General features: G+C 65.7%; 20 protein-coding genes. 12 read left to right on the top strand and 8 right to left on the bottom strand.

The window, feature by feature from the left end; genetic code table 11:
* Nucleotides 1–74: 74 nt before the first annotated feature.
* Nucleotides 75–932, top strand: a complete 858-nt coding sequence (locus tag RO07_RS21480) for an arylamine N-acetyltransferase family protein (protein ID WP_039405608.1) — start codon at nt 75–77, stop codon at nt 930–932.
* 83 nt (nt 933–1,015) lie between these two features.
* On the opposite strand, the gene RO07_RS21475 is transcribed toward RO07_RS21480, so the two are convergent.
* Nucleotides 1,016–2,245, bottom strand: coding sequence for an MFS transporter (locus RO07_RS21475; RefSeq protein ID WP_039405605.1), 1,230 nt, complete (start codon nt 2,243–2,245; stop codon nt 1,016–1,018).
* A 208-nt stretch (nt 2,246–2,453) separates the two neighbouring features.
* On the opposite strand from RO07_RS21475, the gene RO07_RS21470 reads away from it, so the two are divergent.
* Nucleotides 2,454–3,353, top strand: a complete 900-nt coding sequence (locus RO07_RS21470; RefSeq protein ID WP_039405602.1) for a LysR family transcriptional regulator — start codon at nt 2,454–2,456, stop codon at nt 3,351–3,353.
* On the opposite strand, the gene RO07_RS21465 is transcribed toward RO07_RS21470, so the two are convergent.
* Nucleotides 3,354–4,349 (bottom strand): LysR family transcriptional regulator, encoded by a 996-nt coding sequence (locus tag RO07_RS21465; RefSeq protein WP_039405599.1) that lies wholly within the window; start codon nt 4,347–4,349, stop codon nt 3,354–3,356.
* A gap of 150 nt (nt 4,350–4,499) precedes the next feature.
* Here RO07_RS21465 and RO07_RS21460 point away from each other — a divergent pair, with 150 nt between their 5' ends.
* The 7 genes from RO07_RS21460 to RO07_RS21430 all read left to right on the top strand — a co-directional run bounded on the left by RO07_RS21460 (nt 4,500) and on the right by RO07_RS21430 (nt 11,431).
* Nucleotides 4,500–5,738 carry an ABC transporter substrate-binding protein gene (locus RO07_RS21460; protein ID WP_039405597.1) on the top strand — a complete coding sequence of 413 codons (1,239 nt, stop codon included), beginning with the start codon at nt 4,500–4,502 and terminating at the stop codon, nt 5,736–5,738.
* Nucleotides 5,739–5,889: 151 nt separating this feature from the next.
* Entirely contained in the window at nt 5,890–7,389 is a 1,500-nt protein-coding gene (locus RO07_RS21455) for a CoA-acylating methylmalonate-semialdehyde dehydrogenase (RefSeq protein ID WP_039405595.1), read from the top strand.
* Between the two features lie 25 nt (nt 7,390–7,414).
* A complete protein-coding gene (mmsB, locus tag RO07_RS21450; RefSeq protein ID WP_039405593.1) occupies nt 7,415–8,344 on the top strand; it encodes a 3-hydroxyisobutyrate dehydrogenase in 930 nt (309 codons plus the stop codon).
* 189 nt (nt 8,345–8,533) lie between these two features.
* Nucleotides 8,534–9,445: a bestrophin family protein gene (locus RO07_RS21445; RefSeq protein ID WP_039405591.1), complete on the top strand. Its 912-nt coding sequence runs from the start codon at nt 8,534–8,536 to the stop codon at nt 9,443–9,445.
* A 55-nt stretch (nt 9,446–9,500) separates the two neighbouring features.
* Complete coding sequence (locus tag RO07_RS21440) at nt 9,501–9,857, top strand: ArsR/SmtB family transcription factor (RefSeq protein ID WP_039405587.1); 357 nt, start codon at nt 9,501–9,503, stop codon at nt 9,855–9,857.
* Nucleotides 9,841–10,788: an SRPBCC family protein gene (locus RO07_RS21435; RefSeq protein ID WP_039405585.1), complete on the top strand. Its 948-nt coding sequence runs from the start codon at nt 9,841–9,843 to the stop codon at nt 10,786–10,788. The genes RO07_RS21440 and RO07_RS21435 overlap by 17 nt, the downstream gene beginning before the upstream one ends.
* Nucleotides 10,789–11,023: 235 nt before the next feature.
* Nucleotides 11,024–11,431, top strand: coding sequence for a DUF4148 domain-containing protein (locus tag RO07_RS21430; RefSeq protein ID WP_039405583.1), 408 nt, complete (start codon nt 11,024–11,026; stop codon nt 11,429–11,431).
* Between the two features lie 102 nt (nt 11,432–11,533).
* Here RO07_RS21430 and RO07_RS21425 read toward each other — a convergent pair whose 3' ends face one another.
* Complete coding sequence (locus RO07_RS21425) at nt 11,534–12,436, bottom strand: hypothetical protein (RefSeq protein WP_039413209.1); 903 nt, start codon at nt 12,434–12,436, stop codon at nt 11,534–11,536.
* A 243-nt stretch (nt 12,437–12,679) separates the two neighbouring features.
* On the opposite strand from RO07_RS21425, the gene RO07_RS21420 reads away from it, so the two are divergent.
* Nucleotides 12,680–13,123: a hypothetical protein gene (locus RO07_RS21420; RefSeq protein WP_052266781.1), complete on the top strand. Its 444-nt coding sequence runs from the start codon at nt 12,680–12,682 to the stop codon at nt 13,121–13,123.
* A 70-nt stretch (nt 13,124–13,193) separates the two neighbouring features.
* On the opposite strand, the gene RO07_RS21415 is transcribed toward RO07_RS21420, so the two are convergent.
* Complete coding sequence (locus RO07_RS21415; protein ID WP_039405580.1) at nt 13,194–14,099, bottom strand: LysR family transcriptional regulator; 906 nt, start codon at nt 14,097–14,099, stop codon at nt 13,194–13,196.
* Between the two features lie 122 nt (nt 14,100–14,221).
* Here RO07_RS21415 and RO07_RS21410 point away from each other — a divergent pair, with 122 nt between their 5' ends.
* Nucleotides 14,222–14,941: a hypothetical protein gene (locus tag RO07_RS21410; RefSeq protein ID WP_052266780.1), complete on the top strand. Its 720-nt coding sequence runs from the start codon at nt 14,222–14,224 to the stop codon at nt 14,939–14,941.
* 37 nt (nt 14,942–14,978) lie between these two features.
* Here RO07_RS21410 and kefC read toward each other — a convergent pair whose 3' ends face one another.
* Both kefC and kefF read right to left on the bottom strand, forming a co-directional pair.
* Nucleotides 14,979–16,901 (bottom strand): glutathione-regulated potassium-efflux system protein KefC, encoded by a 1,923-nt coding sequence (kefC, locus tag RO07_RS21405; protein WP_039405579.1) that lies wholly within the window; start codon nt 16,899–16,901, stop codon nt 14,979–14,981.
* Complete coding sequence (gene kefF, locus RO07_RS21400; RefSeq protein ID WP_115089309.1) at nt 16,901–17,638, bottom strand: glutathione-regulated potassium-efflux system oxidoreductase KefF; 738 nt, start codon at nt 17,636–17,638, stop codon at nt 16,901–16,903. Before kefF ends, kefC begins: the two co-directional genes overlap by 1 nt.
* Before the next feature lie 260 nt (nt 17,639–17,898).
* Between kefF and RO07_RS21395 the strand changes: the two genes are divergently transcribed.
* Entirely contained in the window at nt 17,899–18,192 is a 294-nt protein-coding gene (locus RO07_RS21395) for a hypothetical protein (RefSeq protein WP_039405576.1), read from the top strand.
* Between the two features lie 15 nt (nt 18,193–18,207).
* Here the strand turns inward: RO07_RS21395 and RO07_RS21390 are convergent, their stop codons facing one another.
* A complete protein-coding gene (locus RO07_RS21390) occupies nt 18,208–18,675 on the bottom strand; it encodes a cupin domain-containing protein (protein ID WP_039405573.1) in 468 nt (155 codons plus the stop codon).
* Between the two features lie 212 nt (nt 18,676–18,887).
* Entirely contained in the window at nt 18,888–20,318 is a 1,431-nt protein-coding gene (locus RO07_RS21385; RefSeq protein ID WP_039413198.1) for an amino acid permease, read from the bottom strand.
* Nucleotides 20,319–20,558: the final 240 nt, after the last annotated feature.

Below are 20,558 nucleotides of genomic sequence, written 5' to 3'. Positions count from 1 at the left end.
TTGTCCGCGTGCCGCGCCGATGCGCTAACGTATGGGCTCCGCGTATGTTCGCACCCCGTGAGAGGCTGCCTGTCATGTCCCATCCTTTCGATCCGGAGCGCTATTTTCAGCGCATCGGCTACACCGGCCCGCGTGCGGCGACGCTCGACGTCCTGCGCGCCGTGCACGCGCTTCACCCGCTCGCCATCCCGTTCGAGAATCTCGACCCGATCCGGGAGCGCCCGGTCGACGTCGATCTGCCGTCCGTGGTGGCCAAGCTGGTAGACGGCGGGCGCGGCGGGTACTGCTTCGAGCAGAACGCACTGTTCGCGAGCGCGCTCACGCATCTCGGCTTCCAGGTCACACCGCTCATCGGCCGTGTCGTTTGGGGCCGGACGTTCGACGTGGAAGCGCCGCTGACGCACATGCTGTTGCGCGTCGACCTCGAGGGCGAGGCATGGCTGGCCGACGTCGGCTTCGGCTCGGTCACGCTGACCGCGCCGCTGCGACTGCATTCGACACAGCCGCAGTCGACCGTGCTCGAGACGTACCTGCTCGACGCCGTGCGCACCGGTGAGGGCGCCCCCGTGAGCGAGTACCGCCTGAGCGTGAAGTCGTCGGAGAAATGGCTGCCCGTCTACCGCTTCACGCCACGGCCAGCCGAGTGGATCGACTACAAGCTCGGCAATTGGTACACGTCGAGCGCGCCCGAGTCGATTTTCCGGCAGCACCTGATGGCATGCCGCGTGCTGCCGCAGGGACGCATCGCACTGCTCGATACCCGACTGACCGAGCGCTCGTCGCAAGGCGAGGTCGTCGCCGAGACCGACATCGCCTCGGCAGCACAACTCGCGCAGATCCTGAGCGAGCGCTTCGGCCTCCGGCTCGACGGTATCGACGCCGGTGAACTGTTCGAGCGCGCGCAGGAGGGGGCGGCGAAGTCCGCTCGCTGAGCGCCGCGACACGTCGCAAAAAAATGGCCGCTTCCCGAGGGAAGCGGCCTTCTCGTTGCGTTGCCGAAGCGCGAATCAGTGCATCAGTGCGCCGACGTCGTACCCGGCCACATCCGTACGGTGAGCGCACCCAGTGCGGCCAGCGTGGCAAGCGACGCGACGCCCGTCCAGCCCCAGTGCGCCAGTGCCTGCGCGCCGAGCAACGCCCCGATCGACATGCCGATGAACACGCCGACGAAGAGCACGGCATTCAGACGGCTGCGCGCGGCGGGCTCGATGCCGTAGACGATGGTCTGGTGCGACACCAGCGCCACCTGCACGCCCAGATCGAAGCCGATGGCGGCCAGCCCGATGAGCCACAGTTGCGCATGGGCGCCGAGCATCGGCGCAAGCAGCATCGCGGCGAACGAGACGGCGACCAGGCCGGCGCCGAGACGCGTCACGATCTGCGGACCCTTGCGATCGGCGATACGCCCGGCCAGCGGCGCGCCGAGCGCACCGGCCGCACCCGCCAGGCCGAAGGCCCCGGCAGCGGCCGCGCCAAGATGGAACGGCGCTTCATGGAGCATCACGGCCAGCGTCGACCAGAACGCGCTGAAACCCACCGACAGCAGCCCCTGCGCGAATGCCGCACGACGCAGGGCCGGATGGCGCTTCCACAGGCTCGCGATCGAGCCGATCAACTGGCCGTAGCTCATCTGCGTCGTGGGATGGAACGAAGGCAGGCTGCGCCATGCCACCACGCCGAACGCGGCCACGCTGACTGCCGCGACGACATACATCGCACGCCAGCCGAAGTTCTCCGCGACGAAGCCCGACACCACCCGCGAGAGCAGGATGCCCAGCAGCAGGCCGGTCATCACGGTGCCGACGACACGTCCGCGAATCGACTCGGGTGCGATCGACGCCGCTGCCGGCACGATGTCCTGCGCCATCGTCGCGGTCAGTCCGATCGCCAGGCTCGCGACGAGCAATGTGCCGATCCCCGGAGAGACGGCGGCAACGAGCAGCGCGAGCGTCAGGATCGCGCCCTTGATCAGCACGATGCGGCGGCGGTCGATGATGTCGCCCAGCGGCACCAGCAACAGGATGCCCAGCGCGTAGCCGAGCTGGGTGAGCGTCGGCACCCAGCCGACGGTCGTGTTGGCGGCATGGATGTCGTCGGTCATGATGCCGAGCATCGGTTGCGCGTAGTACAGCGATGCGACGGTCAGACCCGTGCCGGTCGCCAGCAACAGGATCAGGCGGGCGGAAAGCTCCGGTTGCGGCCGTGTGGCGGCCTGACCGGCGGTGGAAAGCTGAGCGGAACTCATGCGGGAGGCTCCAATAGGAAAGTACGGGGCGTAGTGTCTCGCTTGGTGCGGTGCAGCGGTAGACCTATAATCCGTACAACCTTTATACGTGTTGCGTATGACAAGTTCCCTCCCTCACTCGTCATCCCCTTCAGGGGAGACCTCCCCGAAAGGGGACTCCCGTGATGCCGGTCCTGCCCGGGGCTCGGGCGCCGATCGCGTCGAACTGATGCAGACCTTCGTGCGCATCGTCGAGGCGGGCAGCCTCTCGGCGGCTGCGGCGCTGCTCGGCACCACGCAGCCCACCGTCAGCCGACGCCTGCAGATGCTCGAACGCTCGCTCGGGTTGCGCTTGCTGCAACGCTCCACGCATCACATGAAGCTCACCGAGGACGGCGAACGCTGCTTTTCACGCGCGAAGGAACTGGTGACGAACTGGGAAGCGTTCGAGGCCGATCTGCGAGGCACCGGCGACGATCCCGAGGGCACGCTGCGAGTGCTCGCACCGCATGCCTTCGGGCAGGAAATGCTGATCGGGCCGCTCGCGGATTTTCTCGAGCGGTATGCCGGCATGAAGGTCCACTGGTTCCTGCAGGACCGCGAGCCGGACTTCATCGCCGAAGGTATCGATTGCGCGATCCACGTGGGCGAGCTGCGCGACGGCTCGAACGTGGCGATCTCGCTCACCGACGTGCCGCGCATCGTGGCGGCGTCGCCCGCGCTGCTGGCGGGGCGGGAGATGCCCGAACATCCGTCGGAGCTCGCGTCGCTGCCATGGCTCTCGCTCACCACGTTCTATCGCAACGAGATCACGCTCACGCACCAGACGACGCACGAGACCGAGCGCGTGACATTCGACCCGCGCATGAGTACCGACAATCTGTATGCGTTGCGCAGTGCCGCATTGCGCGGCCTGGGCGTCGGCGTTTGCTCGTCGTGGGTGATGGCCGAGGACGTTGCGCAGGGGCGCCTGATTCAGCTCGTGCCGCAATGGCGCTCGACGGCCTTGCCGATGTACATCATCTATCCTTACGCGAAGTACTACCCCGCGCGGCTGCGCCGCTTCATCGAAGCCATGCGCGCGGCGATTCCCGCCGTGATCGATCACGAGCAGCGCAAGATTCGCTGATCAGCCCCACAGCAGTTGTCCGGCGCGGCCCTGCAGCAGCGCGTCGTTGCGCTGGGCGGCGTCGCGCAGGTAGTCCCAGAGCACCGTGATGCGCTTGAGCGTGCGCAGCTCTTCGTGGCAGTAGATCCAGAAGCTGCGCGTGACGACCACCTCGTCGACCAGCAGCGGCACGAGGCGCGGGTCCTGCGCGGCCATGAAGCAAGGCAGGATCGCGAGCGCCTCGCCTTGCAGCGCGGCCTGGTATTGCGCGATCACGCTCGTGCTGCGCAACACCACGTTGCCGCCCGGCACGACATCTTCCAGATAGCGCAACTCGTTGCTGAACGAGAGCTCGTCCACATAGCTGATGAAGCGCCGTCCGGCAAGGTCGCCAAAGCGCCTCACGTCACCGTACTGCGCGAGATAGCCGGGCGTGGCGTACAACTGCAGACGGTAGTCGCACAGCTTGCTGCACACGTAAGGGCCGCGCTGCGGGCGCTCGATGGTGATGGCCAGATCGGCCTCGCGCTTGGACAGACTCACGAAGCGCGGCACCGGCAGCACGTCGAAGTCGATGGCCGGGTACTCGCGCTGGAAGCGCGAGAGCACCGGCGTGACGAAGTAGGTGCCGAACGCTTCGGTTGAACCGATGCGCACATGGCCCGAGAGCGTCTGCCCCAGTCCGGCGACCTGTTCGCAGGCGGACTGCAGCGTGGTTTCCATCTGTTCGGCATGCACGAGCAACTGCTGGCCCTCGGGCGTGAGCGCGTAGCCAGCGTTGCGCGACTTGTCGAAGAGCAGCGTGCCGAGCGATTGCTCCAGCGCCCGTACGCGACGCGAGACGGTCGTGTGGTCGACGCCGAGCCGCTGCGACGCCGCACTCACACGCTGCGTGCGCGCCACCTCGAGAAAGTAGCGAAGGTCGTCCCAGTCCGGACGAGGTTCGGCGCCGGAACTCGCCGAAGTGCCGGCGGCGCCCGTCGCCGTCGCCTGCCGTATCGTCGCCTTGCGGGTCATGGCCCGGTCTCCTATGTGTATTTGTGCACAAAGTAGATGCAGATTTGCGCTATGTAAAGCAAATTCGCACAAATACAATTTATGAGCGCCACGCATAGACGTCGGCGACGAAAGCATAAGAGACCTGAAAGGATCTGAAGGAGACAAGCGATGAAGATCAAGCCGTGGCTGCTCGCGCTGGGACTCGGCGCGGGCTTGGGAGTGACGTCGGTGGGAAGCATGGCGCAGTTGCCGGACCGTCCGGTGAAGGTGGGCGTGCTGACCGACATGTCGGGGACGTATTCGGCGATGGGCGGCGCGGGCTCCGTGGCGGCCGCGCAATTGGCCATTGACGACTGCCTCGCCGCCGAGTGCAAGGGCATGAAGATCGATCTGGTTTCGGCCGACAACCAGAACAAGGCCGACGTCGCGGCCAACAAGGCGCGCGAATGGTTCGATCGCGACAACGTCGATGCGATCGCCGACCTGACCAACTCGGCTGCCGCGCTCGCCGTGCAGAAGCTCGCGATGGACAAGCAGAAGGTCGTGCTGTTCTCCGGTCCGGCAACCACGCGGCTGACCAACGAAGACTGTTCTCCCACGGGCTTCCACTGGATGTTCGACACGTATTCGCAGTCGGCCGCCACGGCGCGGGCCATCGTCGCGAACGGCGGCAAGTCGTGGTACTTCATCACCGTCGACTACGCATTCGGCCACTCGCTGGAAAAGGACGCCGCCGATAACGTGAAGGCACTGGGCGGCACCGTGGTCGGGCAGTCGCGTCATCCGCTCAACGCGTCGGACTATGCGTCGTTCCTGCTGCAGGCGCAAAGCTCGAAGGCACAGGTCGTGGCGCTCGCCAACGGCGGCCAGGACACCGTCAACGCGCTAAAGCAGGCGCGCGAATTCGGCATCGTGCAGCGCGGCCAGAAGCTCGCCGCACTGCTGGTCTTCCTCTCCGACGTGCATGCGCTCGGTCTGAACACGGCGCAGGGCCTGATGTTCACCGACGGCTTCTATTGGGACTACGACGACGCCTCGCGCGCCTGGTCGGCCCGCTTCCAGAAGAAGTACAAGGATCTCAAGCCGACGATGGTGCAGGCCGGCGTGTATTCGAGCGTGCTGCATTACCTGCGTGCCGTGGCGGCGACCAAGAGCGTCGACGCCAAGGTCGTCGCGCAAAAGATGCGCGAAATGCCGATTCGCGATCCGATCATGCACAACGCGTCGATCCGTCCCGACGGTCGCGTGATCCACGACATGTACCTGTTCCGCGTGAAGTCTCCGGCCGAGTCGAAGGGGCCGTGGGACTACTACACGAAGGTCGGCACGGTGCCGGCGACGGAAGCGTTCCAGCCGCTGTCGAAGTCGAGCTGCGCGCTCGTGAAGACGAGTTCGGCGCCGAAGTGAGCGCGGCAGCAGGCATCGCCTCGATTGCCTATCTTTGAAGTGCCGGCGGCGCTGCACGTCTTGCACGGGCAGTCCGCCGTCCGCCGAAACTGAAAAAACCATCACCGATAACCCCCGAATCCCAGTATTCGTTCGATCAGGAGAGCGTGTCATGTCCCTACCCACCATTCCGCTGCTCATCGACGGCAAGCGCGTCGAATCGAAGTCGACGCAGTGGCGCGATGTCATCAACCCGGCGACCCAGGAAGTGGTTGCCCGCGTGCCGTTCGCCACGACCGACGAGCTCGACGCCGCCGTGGCCTCGGCGAAGGCCGCCTACAAGGCGTGGCGCAATACGTCGCAGGCGAACCGCATGCGCGTGATGCTGCGCTTCCAGCAACTGTTGCGCGATCACACGGGCGAGCTCGCCGAACTCATCACGCGCGAACACGGCAAGACGCTGCCCGACGCCGAAGGCGAAGTCGGCCGCGGTCTCGAAGTGGTGGAGCACGCCTGCTCGATCGCATCGCTGCAGCTCGGCGAGTATGCACAGAACGCCGCGGGCGGCGTGGACGTATATACGCTCATCGAACCGCTCGGCGTATGCGCCGGCATCACCGCATTCAACTTCCCGGTGATGCTGCCGTGCTTCATGTTCCCGCTGGCCGTCGCCACGGGCAACACGTTCGTGCTCAAGCCTTCGGAGCAGGATCCGAGCGCATCGCTGCGCCTGGCCGAGCTCGCGCTCGAAGCCGGTCTGCCGCCGGGCGTGCTCAACGTCGTGCACGGCGGACCGGACATCGCCAACGCGATCTGCGATCACCCCGACATCAAGGCCATCTCGTTCATCGGATCGACACACGTCGGCACGCACATCTATCGCCGCGCGTCGGAGGCCGGCAAGCGCTGCCAGGCGATGATGGGCGCCAAGAATCACTGCGTGATCCTGCCGGATGCCGATCGCGAGCAAGCCATCAACCACCTGCTGGGCGCCGCCTTCGGCGCGGCCGGTCAGCGCTGCATGGCAACGTCCGTGGCGGTGCTCGTGGGCGAGGCGCGCGAGTGGGTGCCGGAGCTGGTCGAACGCGCACGTGCGCTGAAGGTTGGCCCGGGCACCGACCGCAAGGCCGATCTGGGGCCGGTGGTGTCGAAGCAGGCGCGTGCACGTGTGGAGAGGCTCATCGGCGCCGGCGTGGAGGAAGGCGCGAAGCTGCTGCTCGACGGTCGCGGCCACGCGGTCAAGGAAGCGCCGGAAGGCAACTTCGTCGGCCCGACGATTTTCGATGGCGTGACGGCCGACATGTCGATCTATCGCGAGGAGATCTTCGGACCGGTGCTGTGCATGACCGGCGTCGATACGCTCGACGAGGCGATCGCGTTCGTCAACGCCAACCCGAACGGCAACGGTGTGGCGCTGTTCACGCAGGACGGCGGTGCGGCGCGTCAGTTCCAGAACGAGATCGACGTCGGCCAGGTCGGCATCAACCTGCCGATTCCGGTGCCGGTGGCGTGGTTCAGCTTCACGGGTTCGCGTGCGTCGAAGCTCGGCGACCTGGGCCCGAACGGCAAGCAGGCCGTCCTTTTCTGGACGCAGACCAAGACCGTCACGGCGCGTTGGCAAGCGCGCGGCACCGGCCCCGTCGGCGTGAACACCACGATCACGCTGAAGTAACGCGCGCCTTTTCGGGAGACAGACGATGGCTACGGAAACACAGCAAGGCGCCTTGCGCGTCGCGTTCATCGGCCTGGGCAACATGGGCGGGCCGATGGCCGCCAACCTGGTCCGGGCAGGGCACGCCGTGCGCGGTTTCGATTTGTCCGGCGCCGCCGTCGAGCGGCTCGCGTCCGCGGGCGGCACGGCGGCCGCGTCGATTGCCGACGCCGTGCGCGACGCGCAGGTGGTCATCACGATGCTGCCCGCCGGCGAGCACGTGCTGGCGGCCTACGGCGGCGAGCAGGGCGTGCTTGCCAACGCCCCGGCAGACGCCGTGTTGATCGACAGCAGTACGGTGCCCCCGGAGATCCCGCGTCAGTTGGCCAAGCTCGCGCGCCCGGGCACGCCGCTGCTCGACGCGCCGGTCTCGGGCGGTACGGCCGGGGCCGCGGCCGGGACGCTCACGTTCATGGTCGGCGGCGACGCCGCGCTCGTCGAGCGCATGCGAGCGCTGCTCGGCAGCATGGGACGGGCCATCCACCACGGCGGCCCGCTCGGCGCCGGTCAGACGCTCAAGCTGTGCAACAACATGCTGCTGGGCATCCTGATGGCGGGCACGAGCGAGGCGCTGCGTCTGGGCATTGCCAACGGCCTCGATCCGAAGGTGCTCTCGGTGGTCATGCAGCAGAGCTCGGGCCGCAACTGGACGCTGGAGGTCTACAATCCGTGCCCCGGCGTGATGGAGAATGCGGCGTCCTCGCGCGGCTACACCGGCGGCTTTGCCACCGACCTGATGGCCAAGGACCTGCGCCTCGCGCATGGGGCCGCCGAGGCCAGCAACGTTGCCACGCCGCTCGGCGATCTGGCGCGCCGCATCTTCGAGGTGCATCGCGCCAATGGACACGGGGCGCTCGACTTCTCGAGCATCTTCCAGGATCCGGTCACGCTCGCGCAGGCGCTGGATGTGAAGTAGGCCCGGCGCGGTGGCGCGGCGGCAAACAGGGGAAACGCCCGTCGGTCTCGCGGCCGACGGGCGTTTCGTCCTGTAGTGGGACGGTATCGACCACGACCATTTCAAACCTGCCGATATGGGCGTATCATCGCGGCGCAACGGCTCCCCCAACGGCCTGTTTTCGCTTGCTCCGCGAGCCTCTTCGTCATCATGATCGTCCGTCCCAATCTGCACTGGCTGCGCATGCTTTTCGTCGTGCGCGGCTCGATCCTGCCCAAGATCGCCCCGCAGCTCGTCTTCACCACGATCATTTCCATTCTCGTGACCGTCGCGCACGGCCGCATCTTCGAATGGAAGATCCCGCTCACGTTCGTGCCGTTCTCGCTCATCGGCATCACGCTAGCGATCTTCCTCGGCTTTCGCAATACCACGAGCTATGCCCGGTACTGGGAGGCGCGTGTGCTGTGGGGCAGCGTGCTCAACGAGACCCGCGCGCTGGCGCGTCAGTCGATGACGCTGATCTCCGACACGTCCGATTCGCCGCGTTTCGTCGCTTATCTGATCGCGTTCGTGCACGGCATGCGCCACCAATTGCGCGGCACCGACGCGCGCGCCGACTTCGAGCGCCTGCTGTCGCCGGAGGACGTGGCGTGCCTCGCGCGCAAGCAGTTCAAGCCGATCGCGATCCTGCTCATGGCGGGGGAATGGCTGCGCGAACGGCGGCTCGAAAGCCAGATCGACGCACCGCTCGCACAGGTCATGGAGATGCATCTGGACCGCATGGGCGACGCCATCGGCGGCTGCGAGCGGATCGCCTCCACGCCGATTCCGTTCACCTACGGCGTGATCCTGCATCGCGTGACGTATCTCTACAGCGTGCTGCTGCCGTTCGGCCTGGTCGATTCCATCGGGCCGATGACGCCAGTGATCGTCGCCTTCATCTCCTATACCTTCTTCGCGCTCGAAGCCGTCAGCGCCGAGATCGAGGAGCCTTTCGGGTTGGAGGCGAACGATCTGGCGCTCGACGCCATGACCGAAACCATCGAGCAGTCGCTGCGCGAAATCCTTCACCGTCAGCACACGGCCCGGGTGCGGCCGCGCGATCACCACATCGTCACCTGAAATTTTTAATACTAAAGTCCTTGCTTTACTTTCGTGAACCTTTATACTCAAGTACATGCTTGACCATGACAACGCCCTCGATCTGACCTTCCAGGCACTGGCCGATACCTCGCGTCGCGCGATGCTCGCGCGGCTGGCGCAGGGACCCGCGTCCGTGAGTGCGCTCGCGCAGCCGCTGTCGATGTCGTTGCAGGCGGTCATGCAGCACCTGTCCGTGCTCGAAAGCGCCGGCCTGGTGCGTACGGAAAAGACCGGCCGTGTGCGCACGTGCCGGATCGAACCCCAGGCGCTGAGCCTCGCGGAGCGATGGATCAATCAGCGTCGTCACGAGTGGGAAGGCCATCTCGACCGTTTGGGCGAGTATCTGGCCAGCCTGCCGCCCGAAGGAGAAGTTCATGAGGACAGCAAGTGAAGTAAAGGCCGCCGGCTCGCCACGCCCGTTGAGCGTCGGCCGGACGTATGCCGCCAAGCGCGAGACGGTGTTCCGCGCGTGGACGACGACGGATGCCGTCAAGCGCTGGTTCTGCCCGCTCGGCTACACGGTGCCCGAAGCCACGGTCGAGCCCCGCGTGGGCGGCGTGTTCGAGTTGCGCATGCAGTCGCCCGAAGGCGAGTCGCACTGGATTCGCGGCCGTTTCGTCGAAATCGACGATCTGAAGCGTCTGGTGATCGAGATGGATGTGAGCGACGCCAAGGGGCACGCGCTGTTCGGCGCGCTGACGACGGCGACGTTCGCGGATGTTGCCGACGGCACCCGGCTCGAGGTCGAGCAACGCTACACCGTGCATGATCCCGCCTATGCGTGGATGCCCGAGGGCGCAGGCGAAGGCTGGAAGCAGACGCTCGACAAGCTCGGCCGCGAGGTGTTGCGCGAGCTCGACGCGCCCACGCAGCGCAGTGTGGTGCACGGCAGTTTCCGCATCGAGCGCCAGTATCCGGCTTCGCCGTCGCGGGTGTTCCGCGCGCTGACCGAGCGTGAAGCCAAGGACCGCTGGTTCGCGCGCGGCGACGGCCTCACGCTGATCGAGCGCACGATGGACGTGCGCCCGGGCGGAACCGAGCGCGCCCGCGCACGCTGGTCGAGCGGCATGGTGTCGACGTTCGACGCGGTGTACTTCGACGTCGTGCCCGACGTGCGCGTCGTCTACGCGTACGAGATGCACCTCGACGAGCGCAAGATCTCGGCGTCGCTGGCAACTTTCGAACTCAGGCCGCGCGATGGCGGTACGCACGTCGTCATGACGGAGCAGGGCGCCTTCTTCGACGGCTACGACGACGCTGGCTCGCGCGAGCGCGGCTCGAACTTCCTGCTCGACGCCCTCGGCGCATCGCTCGTCGATTAAGCCGCTCGTCTCACCGGAAAGCGTTCCGCCGACGCCGCAGCCCGCCATCGCATTGGCGCGCTGCGGCGTTTGTGCTTGGTGGGTTGCACCGATTTGGTGCGTTGATTCTCATCGAAAGTCGCAATAGTTCGTGAACGAATATCGCGTTTTTCATTGCAATGCGCAGTCCTAGACTTCCTTCCATCGACGGCGCAATTCAAAACAAAGTCGTCGCAACTAGACAGGAGTTAGGAAAATGAACCGCAAGAACATCGCAATCGCCCTTATTGCCGCCGTGGCTTCGCTGGGTGCTGCCGGCAGCTTTGCCGCCGAAAACGGCAATAACTACCCCGAAGTCGCTTCGCAAGGTCAGCCGCTCACGCGCGCCGCCGTGCTCGCCGATCTGGCGCAGGCCCGTGCGCAATGCCTGATCCCGCACGGCGACGCCGACTACCCGGTGTATGTCGCCTCGGGCTCGGTCAAGAGCCGCGCCGAAGTGAAGACCGAGCTGGCGCAGGCTCGCGCGGAAGGCTTGATGGCAGAGAACGACGTCAACTACCCGATCGTCGTGTCGCAGGGCTCGAACGTGTCGCGTGCCGACGTGAAGCAGGAACTGGCCCGCGCCCGTGCCGCCGGCGAACTGGACGTGAGCCAAGGCAGCTGATCGAACGATCGTGCCCCCGGCATGAAGCTGCAATGAGAAAGCCGTCCCGAGCGTGAGCCCGGGGCGGCTTTTCTTCATCGGTTCGCCCAGGTGCTTAGCCGCTCAGCCTCTCATGAAGCGCAGCGCGAGGCGTGCGAGCCTCGGTACGAACGTCGGGCGCAGCAGGCGCTTGTCGTAGCCTTCCATGCGGCGCGCATCTTCTTCCAGACACAGCTTGATCAGCTCGCGCGGCTTGAGCGATTCGCCGATATCGGCCGTGCCGGTCACGAGGAAGTTGGAGTCGCGCGCCACGCCGTCGGTGTCGATGCCGCGCGCGATCGCCAGACGCTCCCAGATCAGCGTGATCCATACGGCCACGACACGCGCATAGAACCACGGCCGCTTCCAGCGCGGCAGGTTATGGCGATGCCACGCGACCCAGTTGGTGAAGAACAGGATGTGGCGCGCTTCCTCCTGGATGACCGGCTCGAAGGTCTCCACGAGCGCCTCGGGGAAGTAGCCGGAACGCTGCGCCGAGCGGAACAGACCGAACGCGACGAAGCTGTCGATGCATTCGCTGAAGCCGGTCTTCATCCACGCCCATTCGGCGTTCCTGGGCGGTGGATAGGCGGGTTCGGGGGCCAGTTCTATGCCATAAGCCTCGACGAGCCGCGACAGCACCACCTTGTGACGGGCCTCCTCGTCGCCGTCCATGGCGATGGCCTTGCGCAGCAGCGGGTCTTGCACAGACGCGGCGTAAGTGGCGACGCGAATCGAGGCGCGGCCTTCCGTCTGCACGGCAATGTCCCAGATGGGGAGGGCCGTCAGACGCTTGAGCGCGTCCGGCGGCAGCACCGGCCAGTCGATGATCGCGGGCTTGTATGGATTATGCGACTCGAGCAGCATGTGGCAGAACATGCGCTTGTGGGAGTCCGAACCAATTTCAATCTGGCCATCGATGTCGTATTGCCAGTGGCGCATGACATGGTCGGCCTCGGTGATGGCAATTGCCAGCGTGTCGGACATCGTTTCGGGATATCGCATCAGGTATGAGTCTCATCGGCGTCGGCGAAAATCATATCATCAAGCGATGAGGGAGCGCCGTGTAGCGTCGGTCGCAAGGCGTCCCGATGCGCAAGAAATATCCGGTAATTGTTGCGGCGCGCGCAACGCAGGTCTTCACGCCGCGGTGTTTATCGGGCGTTTCCGACTCACTAGACTGTGGAATCCGCTGTCGCAGTTTTGCAGCTTTCTTGCACTGGACTCATCATGACGCTGACCCTTGAGCAACTCTTTCCGCAGCATCGTCCCGAAGGTGACGCCGTGGCCACGGCGCTCGACAGTCACGCTGTCGTGCAGGCGCTCTCGCTGGCCTGCGCCGAACATCCGCTCGCGCTGCTGCGCATGATGTACCCGACCACCGATGCGAACACGCACCGCAGCCGCGACGAACTCGCGGAGGTTCTGCACCGCCACGGGCTGCATCAGGTCGCGGGACTCATCGAACAGGAGTCGCCTTATCTGATGTTCACGTCGGCCGAGCATGCTCACCTCGCGCTGGTCGAAATTCGCCGCTATTCGGCGGCTATCGCCGTGCACCTGTACTATCGCGGCCTTGCGGGCGCCGATGCCGAAGCGCGCCTGCGTGCCGATGCGACCGTGCCGGCAGACGGCCATTTCCGTCCGTTCGACGGATTCGCCCGGGCCATGTGAGCACGGTGGCGGGGCGTTTCATCTCTGGGGCCCGGGTCTCAGGAATCGTTCCAGACGAAGCAACGCCCCCTCATTCCTCGCACGCCAATTGCAGGCAGTCTCGCAACCATCGATGGGCGGCGTCTGCGTCGACCTTGGGATGCCACATCATGGAGACAACGACCTGCGGGGTCTCGAATGGCAGCTCAAAGGTGTGCATCCCCTTTCGCGCGAATGCCGTCTGGCGAAACGGCACGTTGGCGATGAGTTCACTGTCACGCGCCATCGCCAAGGCAGCAGGAAAACTGGAAACGACCGCCGCGATATCCCGAACGACATCGTTCTCGCGCAACGCATTGTCGATGGGCCCATCGACGAGTCCACGGCGCGACACGCTGACGTGCTCATGGGATACGTAGTCGCTCACGCTGACGTGCCCGCGCTTCGCCAGCGCATGATCCGGTGCAACCACGCCGACGAAGCGATCTCTCAGTAGCGTCTTCAAACGAATCTCCGGACCGCTTCTCCCGAGCACGCCAATTTCCACGTCGGCAAAGTCCTCGCGCAATGCTTCCGCACTCTTTTCCCTCTGAGTCACAAAGCGCAATCGAACTTTGGGCGCCGATGCTCTCACGATGCCAAGCAGCTTTGCCCCGAATTCCACGACAAACCCCTCGTTACATTGAATCGTAAACGTGCGCTCGAGCGCCGCGGGATTCGGAGGTTCATCGGCCCGGAAAATCTCCTGGGCAGCCTCGAGCATCTCGTTGACCTTCGCTTGCAACGATAACGCTCGCGGGGTCGGGACCAACGAGCGTCCTGCGCGAACCAGCACCGGGTCGCCGAATGCCTCCCGGACTCGACCGAGTGTTCGGCTCATCGCCGATTCACTCAGATTCAGCCGTCGAGCGGCGGCGGCGACACTCAGCTCCGACACGAGCACGCTGAAGGCTTTCAGCAAATTGAGATCCACGGACGTCCACGATTGGCGTTTCATACCAGGCGCATAACGCAATGTTCGATTCCACATTCTGCACTGGTCGGCCTGTGGCCGACAACTCACACTCGACGACAGGTCAACCATGCCGGTTGGTCATTCGCATCGAACAGGAGTCACGGATGGAAAAAACGTTCATCGCATTGCCATCGAGCCCGGCGTTTGCCGACTTCATCGCCCAATGCTGGAAGGCGCATACCGCCTCCCCAGAAAACACGAGGGATGCACTGCATGCCTATCTGGCGAGTCGCGCGCTCGTCGGAGACCTGATTGAGTTGTCCGCGCTTGCCTGTCATATCGACGCGGAGCATCTCGGGGACTGGGAATCCGGCGAGGGATACTACGTCCGCCTTCACAGTACCTTCCCGAGTCTACCCGCGTCGGTACAAGGCAGGCTCATGCGGCAGCGCGCGATTCTTCACAAGGCGCGGGATGTGACACTGAAACTGGAGGCGTTTCAGCCCGACGACGCGTTCTACATTACGGCCCTTGCATTGCCCGCGGCCACGCTTCGCGTGAGTGCTCAGGCGGGGGGCGCGCTCCTCTCGCAGTTGAAGGATCGGGTCGAAGTTGCCGGCAGCGCGATTGACCGCCGACGTTTACTCGCGGTTGTGACGGCCAATCTGATGTGCGACATCGTGCAGCGCTACGAATTGCCACACGACATGCGATGCCTGCTGCTTGAAATTGCGGAACTCGATCAGGCGCTGTGGTCAAGAATCGGAGAGCCGTCCGACATCGCTCGCTCGGCGTATCGTCTGGCGCTCGCCCGCGTGCGCTACGACGAACCCTCCGGCAACGGCAGCGGTCGGTATCCGCGATTTCTCAATATCGAGGCCTAGCGCCTCACAGTCACCCCATCGCGCCGGCGCACGATGTTCACATGCGCCGGTCGTCGGCCGTGCTGTCGGGCTTGCCCGATGAAGCCGATGAGGTTGGCGGCGACGATGGCGTGGGCGTCGTGTCGGGCACCGTGTCGTCGTCCCAGCCGAACGTGACCTGCCGTTGCGCGCGACGCTGTTCGCGCTCGCGCGTCATCTGCTCCTCGAACTGACGGCGGCCTTCCTTGGCCGTCGCGATCATCTTGTTGCGATCCTGGTACGTCGGGTACATCTCGTCGGTCAGTTGCAGGTTCGCCCGGCGAAATGCCATCGTCGCCTCGCGTGCTTCGGCCGCCGGCCAGCCCAGCGCTTCGAGCACCGAACGGGCGCTGCGCAGCGACGACTCGAAGACTTCGCGCTCGATGTGCTGCACGCCGCGATCGCGAAGCTGGAAAAGATGGCCGACGTTGCGCGCTCGCGCCACGATGGGCACGTGCGGGAAGTGCTCGCGCATCAGGTCGACGATCTCGAGCGACTGGTCCGCGTCGTCGACGGCCACGACCACGGCGCGCGCGCTCGCCACCCCGGCGATGCGCAGCAGGTCGAGCCGCGTGGCATCGCCGTAGAACACGCGAAACCCGAACTGACGCAGGCTCTCGATGGTGTCGGGATCATGGTCGAGCACGGTGATGGACACGCCTTGCGGCACCAGCGCACGGCCCACGATCTGCCCGTAACGCCCGAAGCCGCAGATCACGACGTTGGCCGACTGCGGCTCGGAGATTTCCTCCATGCGTGGCGAACCCTTGACGCTGTAGCGCGGCAACAGCCACTTGTCGATGGCCACGAGCAGCAGCGGCGAGACGAGCATCGACAGCGCCACCGCACCGATCAGGAACGACGACACTGCCGGCGGCAGCACCTGCGGTCCCGCGGACTGGAAGACCACGAACGCGAATTCGCCGCCTTGGGCCAGCAGCAGCGTGAAGATCGGCCGCTCCTGGTACGGCAGTCGCATCGTGCGCGCCAGACCGTGGATCACCAGCCCCTTCATGATCATGAAGCCCACCACCACGGCGATCATGCGCAGCGGTTGCGCGAGCAGCACGCCGAAGTCGATGCTCATGCCCACGGCAATGAAGAACAGGCCGAGCAGCAATCCCTTGAACGGCTCGATGTCGGTTTCCAGTTCGCGCCGGTATTCGCTTTCGGCGAGCAGCACGCCCGCGAGGAAGGCGCCCAGCGCCATCGACAGTCCGACCCACTGCATCAGCGCGGCGATGGCGACGACCAGCAGCAGCGACGCGGCCGTGAAGATTTCCGGCGTGCGGCTGTTGGCGATCCAGCGCAGCAGCGGGCGCAGGGCGAGCCGCCCGCCGAGGATGATCGCGGCGATCACGCCGACGATCTTCAAGGCTTCGAACGCGCGCTCGGTGCCGGTCAGCATGCGGCTGTCGACCGAATCGGCGAGCAGCGGCAGCAACGCGAGGATCGGGATGGCGGCGACGTCCTGAAACAGCAGAATCGAGAACCCGGCCTGTCCGCTCGGGGTGGCGAGCAGGTTGCGCTCGGCCATGACCTGCAGCGCGATGGCGGTGGACGACAGCGCCAGGCCGAGTGCGGCCACCAGCGCGATGCGCCACGGTGCACCGAGCGCGATGCCGGCCGCGAAGAGCAGCACGGCGCATCCGAGCACCTGCGCGGCGCCCCAGCCGAAGATCGGCCGGCGCAGATTCCAGAGGCGTCGCGGCTCCAGTTCGAGGCCGACGAGAAAGAGCATGAGCACCACGCCGAACTCGGCGAAGTGCAGCACGTCTTCGACGCGGGAGACCAGCCCCAGACCCCACGGACCGATGGCGATCCCCGCCGCGAGATAGCCGATGATCGCGCCCAGGCCCAGCGCGCGGGACAGCGGCACGACGATCACCGCTGCCGCGAGATAGATGAGACTGGCCAGTAGCCAGGCCGGAACGTGTTCCATCAGACCCCCTTCCCGGTGCCAACGATCTCGTCATCGGATGCCGACGGCGCCACGGCGTCGGCCACGCCGGTCTGGCAGCGCGGACGATCCGCCACGGGAATGTCCCCGCATTCGGGCGCCTCGGCCATCGAAATCAGTTCGGGCCATTGCGGGTAGGTGGCGAGTCGCCCGGCGAAGTCGCTCACGTGGGCGTCGAGCGCGGCGTCGTCGCTGCGCCGCGCGCCGTAGAATACGTGCGGCGGCAGAAAGCGCATGCCGCACAACCGCGCCGTCTGTTCGTAGGCGGGCAGGAAGTCCGCGAAGTCGTGTTGGTTATAGCCCTCGGCGCGATAGCTGGCGTGCGGCCCGCCGGTGCTCGCCACGAGCCACAGGTCCTTGTGGGCGAGGGCGTGGCCGCCGTGGCCGTAAGCCCATCCCCACGACAGTACTTCGTCGAGCCAGAGCTTTTGCAACGGCGGCATGCTGTACCAGTAGATCGGGTGCACGAGCGCGATCAGGTCGGCACGGGCGACCCGCCGCTGCTCGGCGGCCACGTCGATGCTGAAGTCGGGATAGGTGGAATAGAGATCGTTGACGTCGACGCCGGCAATGCTGCGTGCGGCGGCGAGCAGCCGACGGTTCACGCGTGAGTCGCGCCAGCGCGGGTGCGCCACGATGACGTAGACACTGCGCCCGGGCGCGCCGTCGGCGTCTGCGGGGGCGTCACCGGAATTGGGGGGAGAGGCGGGGAAAGTCATGCCGGGGAGCATACCGCATCCCCATGTCGCCGGGCATCGCCCCGAGGTATGAGTTGACGCCGTGCGCCGTCGCGGCATGCGGCCGGTATCTCGCAAGTTAAAGACTACGCTGGCGAAAGCCGTTAAGCCTGTTTAAGCTTGGGTTGCCTTCGCCGCTTTCGAGGGGCGCGGCGCACCGCGGGTGCGCCGCAGACTCAAGGACGAATAACAAGACCTTCGCGCCGGTCCGGTCGCACCGTATGCACCGGCGCTCTACGAATATGTCGCCGCAAGCCTTTCGTACTGCTGTCAATCTCATTTACCACGGTCGCAACGTCGCGTTGACGCTGCTGCTCGTCGCGTTGCTCTACAACCAGACGTTCTGGGTGTTCGCGAGCGCCGTGGCCGCCGCGCTGTGCACGGGCGCATTGCACGAGGCCGGACGCATGCCGCAGGACGAGAGTCTGCCGCCTCGCCCGCTCGTCATCCAGGTGCTGCGCATTTCCATCCCGTTGCTGCTGACGATGTTTGCGCTCGGATATGGCGCGGTGTGGCTCAACCGGAATTTCGGCTGAGCCGCACGGCTTCTGTCATTTCACGAACTGAATGTCGTTCGGCGCTTGCGGCGGCAGTTTGATCGCGAGCACCTTGAACTCGCTGCTTGTGTTCTGCGAGCCGGCATGCACGGTCCCGCGCGGGATCACGATCAGGTCGCCCGGATGCACTTCGCGCTGCTGATCACCCAGCCAGAAGGTGCCGCTGCCGGAAATCACGTATTGAATCTCGTCCGCCTCCTGATGGGTGTGGCGCGGCACGTTGCCGCTCTGTACCGCGACGGTGCCGTTGGGCGTGGCGACGAGTGTCTTCGTGCGAAGCGTGCCGACGTTGGGCACGAGCTTGCCGATCTGTTCGTCGGTCATGGCGCCGACGTCGATGATCTGCGCCGCGAGGGCGCTTGCTTGCGCGTTTTGCGCGTTCGCGCTCGGCATCGAATGGGAAGCGAGGAAGCCCGCGGCAAAGGCGGCGGGTACGGCAGCGAGCAGGACATAGCGGCGCATGTTCTTTTTCCTTTGCAGGGATGTGAAGCCACTGAAGCAAGGGAACTACGGACCAACGCTTGCAGGAGGCAGGATGACGCGACCCGCCATGGGAGGCGGGCGGCGCGCGCCGCAGCGGGAGATCGCGAAGCGGATCGGTGACGGCGCGCGCCTGTGCCGGACTATACGCGCTCTCGCGCCGGGGCGCGAGGCGGGTCGGTCGGTGAGGAGATTCAGGGCTGGGGCTGTTGTGCGGACGGGACAGCCTCGGCGTCATACTTGTGCAGCACGGCGTTGCGACGCGCGTACGAGAAGTAGATGACCAGGCCGATGGCGAGCCACACGACGAAGGCGATCCACGTGGCCGCTTGCAGGTGCGCCATCAGGAACAGGCACAGTCCGGCGGAGACGAGCGGTACGACCGGCGCACCCGGCACGCGGAACGCGCGCGGCAGATCGGGGCGCGTGCGGCGCAGCACCAGCACGGCGACCGACACGAGGGCGAATGCCGACAGGGTGCCGATGTTGATGAGCTCGGCGAGCACGTCCAGCGGCACGAAGCCGGCGATGACGGCAAACACCACGCCGATGATCCACGTACCGGCGAACGGCGTCTTGTGCGTCGGATGGATGCTCGAGAGCATGGGCGGCAGCAGGCCGTCGCGCGACATGGCGTAGGTGATGCGGGTCTGACCGTAGGTCATCACCAGAATGACGGTGGTCATGCCGAGGATAGCGCCCAGATCGACGAAGCCCGCGATCCAGTTCTGGCCGGCGTACTGCAGCGCGAGCGAGACGGGATGGTCGATGCCGGCGAAGTGTGCGAAGGGCACGATGCCGGTCATGATGGCGGCCACCGCGACGTAGAGCAGCGTGCACACGATGAGCGAGCCGATGATGCCGATGGGCAGGTCGCGCCCCGGGTTGCGCACTTCTTCGGCGGCGGACGTGACGGCGTCGAAGCCGATGAACGCGAAGAAGACGAGCGCGGCGGCGTTGAACATGCCGCTGGTGCCGAATGGCATGAACGGCGTCCAGTTGGCCGGCTTGACGTGCCAGACCCCCACCGCGATGAACAGCAGCACCACGCTGATCTTGATCGCCACCATGAGGTTGTTGATGCGCGCGGACTCGCGCACGCCATGCGACAGCACCCACGTGATGAGCAACATGATCACGACGGCGGGCAGATTGATGAAGGTGGTCACGCCCGGCACGCTGCCCGGTGCCGCCGTGATGGCATTGGGCAGGTGCAGACCGAAGCCGGCGGCGAGCGACTGGAAGTAGCCGGACCAGCCCACGGAGACGGCCGACGACGCCAGCCCGTATTCGAGCATCAGATCCCAGCCGATGATCCACGCGACGATTTCGCCGAGGGTGGCGTAGCTGTAGGTGTAGATGGAGCCGGAGACGGGAATGGTCGAGGCGAATTCGGCGTAGCACAGGGCGGCGAAACCGCATGCGGTGGCCGCAATGATGAAGGAGAGGGTGAGGGCGGGGCCCGCGGTGAGGGCGCCGGTGCCGGTGAGCACGAAGATGCCGGTGCCGATGATGGCACCGATGCCCATCAGGACGAGATCGACCGGGCCAAGCACTTTGCGCAGGCTGCCAGTACGGCCGGCAGCGAGCATGCTCTCGATGTTTTTGGTACGAAAAAGACTCATGAACTGCAAAAGGTTCCTGCAACGTATGCCCCCGGCGTTCGCGTCGCGCGCGCCATCGGGAATTCCACGGGAGACGTGTCCCGCGACCTGGCCGCAAAGGCACCCCGGGCTTGTGGCCGCTCGTTCCCATGCCTGGCGGATCGCCACAGGGATGCGAGCTTCGTCCATGCACCAAACGCGGCCGGCGCCACAACGGCGCACTGGAGTCCTCGCCGCGCCGGCGTGCGCGGATGACGCGCG

The sequence above is a fragment of the Pandoraea pulmonicola genome (assembly GCF_000815105.2).
GTDB classification, from domain to species: domain Bacteria; phylum Pseudomonadota; class Gammaproteobacteria; order Burkholderiales; family Burkholderiaceae; genus Pandoraea; species Pandoraea pulmonicola.
This window is presented reverse-complemented; position numbering and strand designations above follow the sequence as displayed.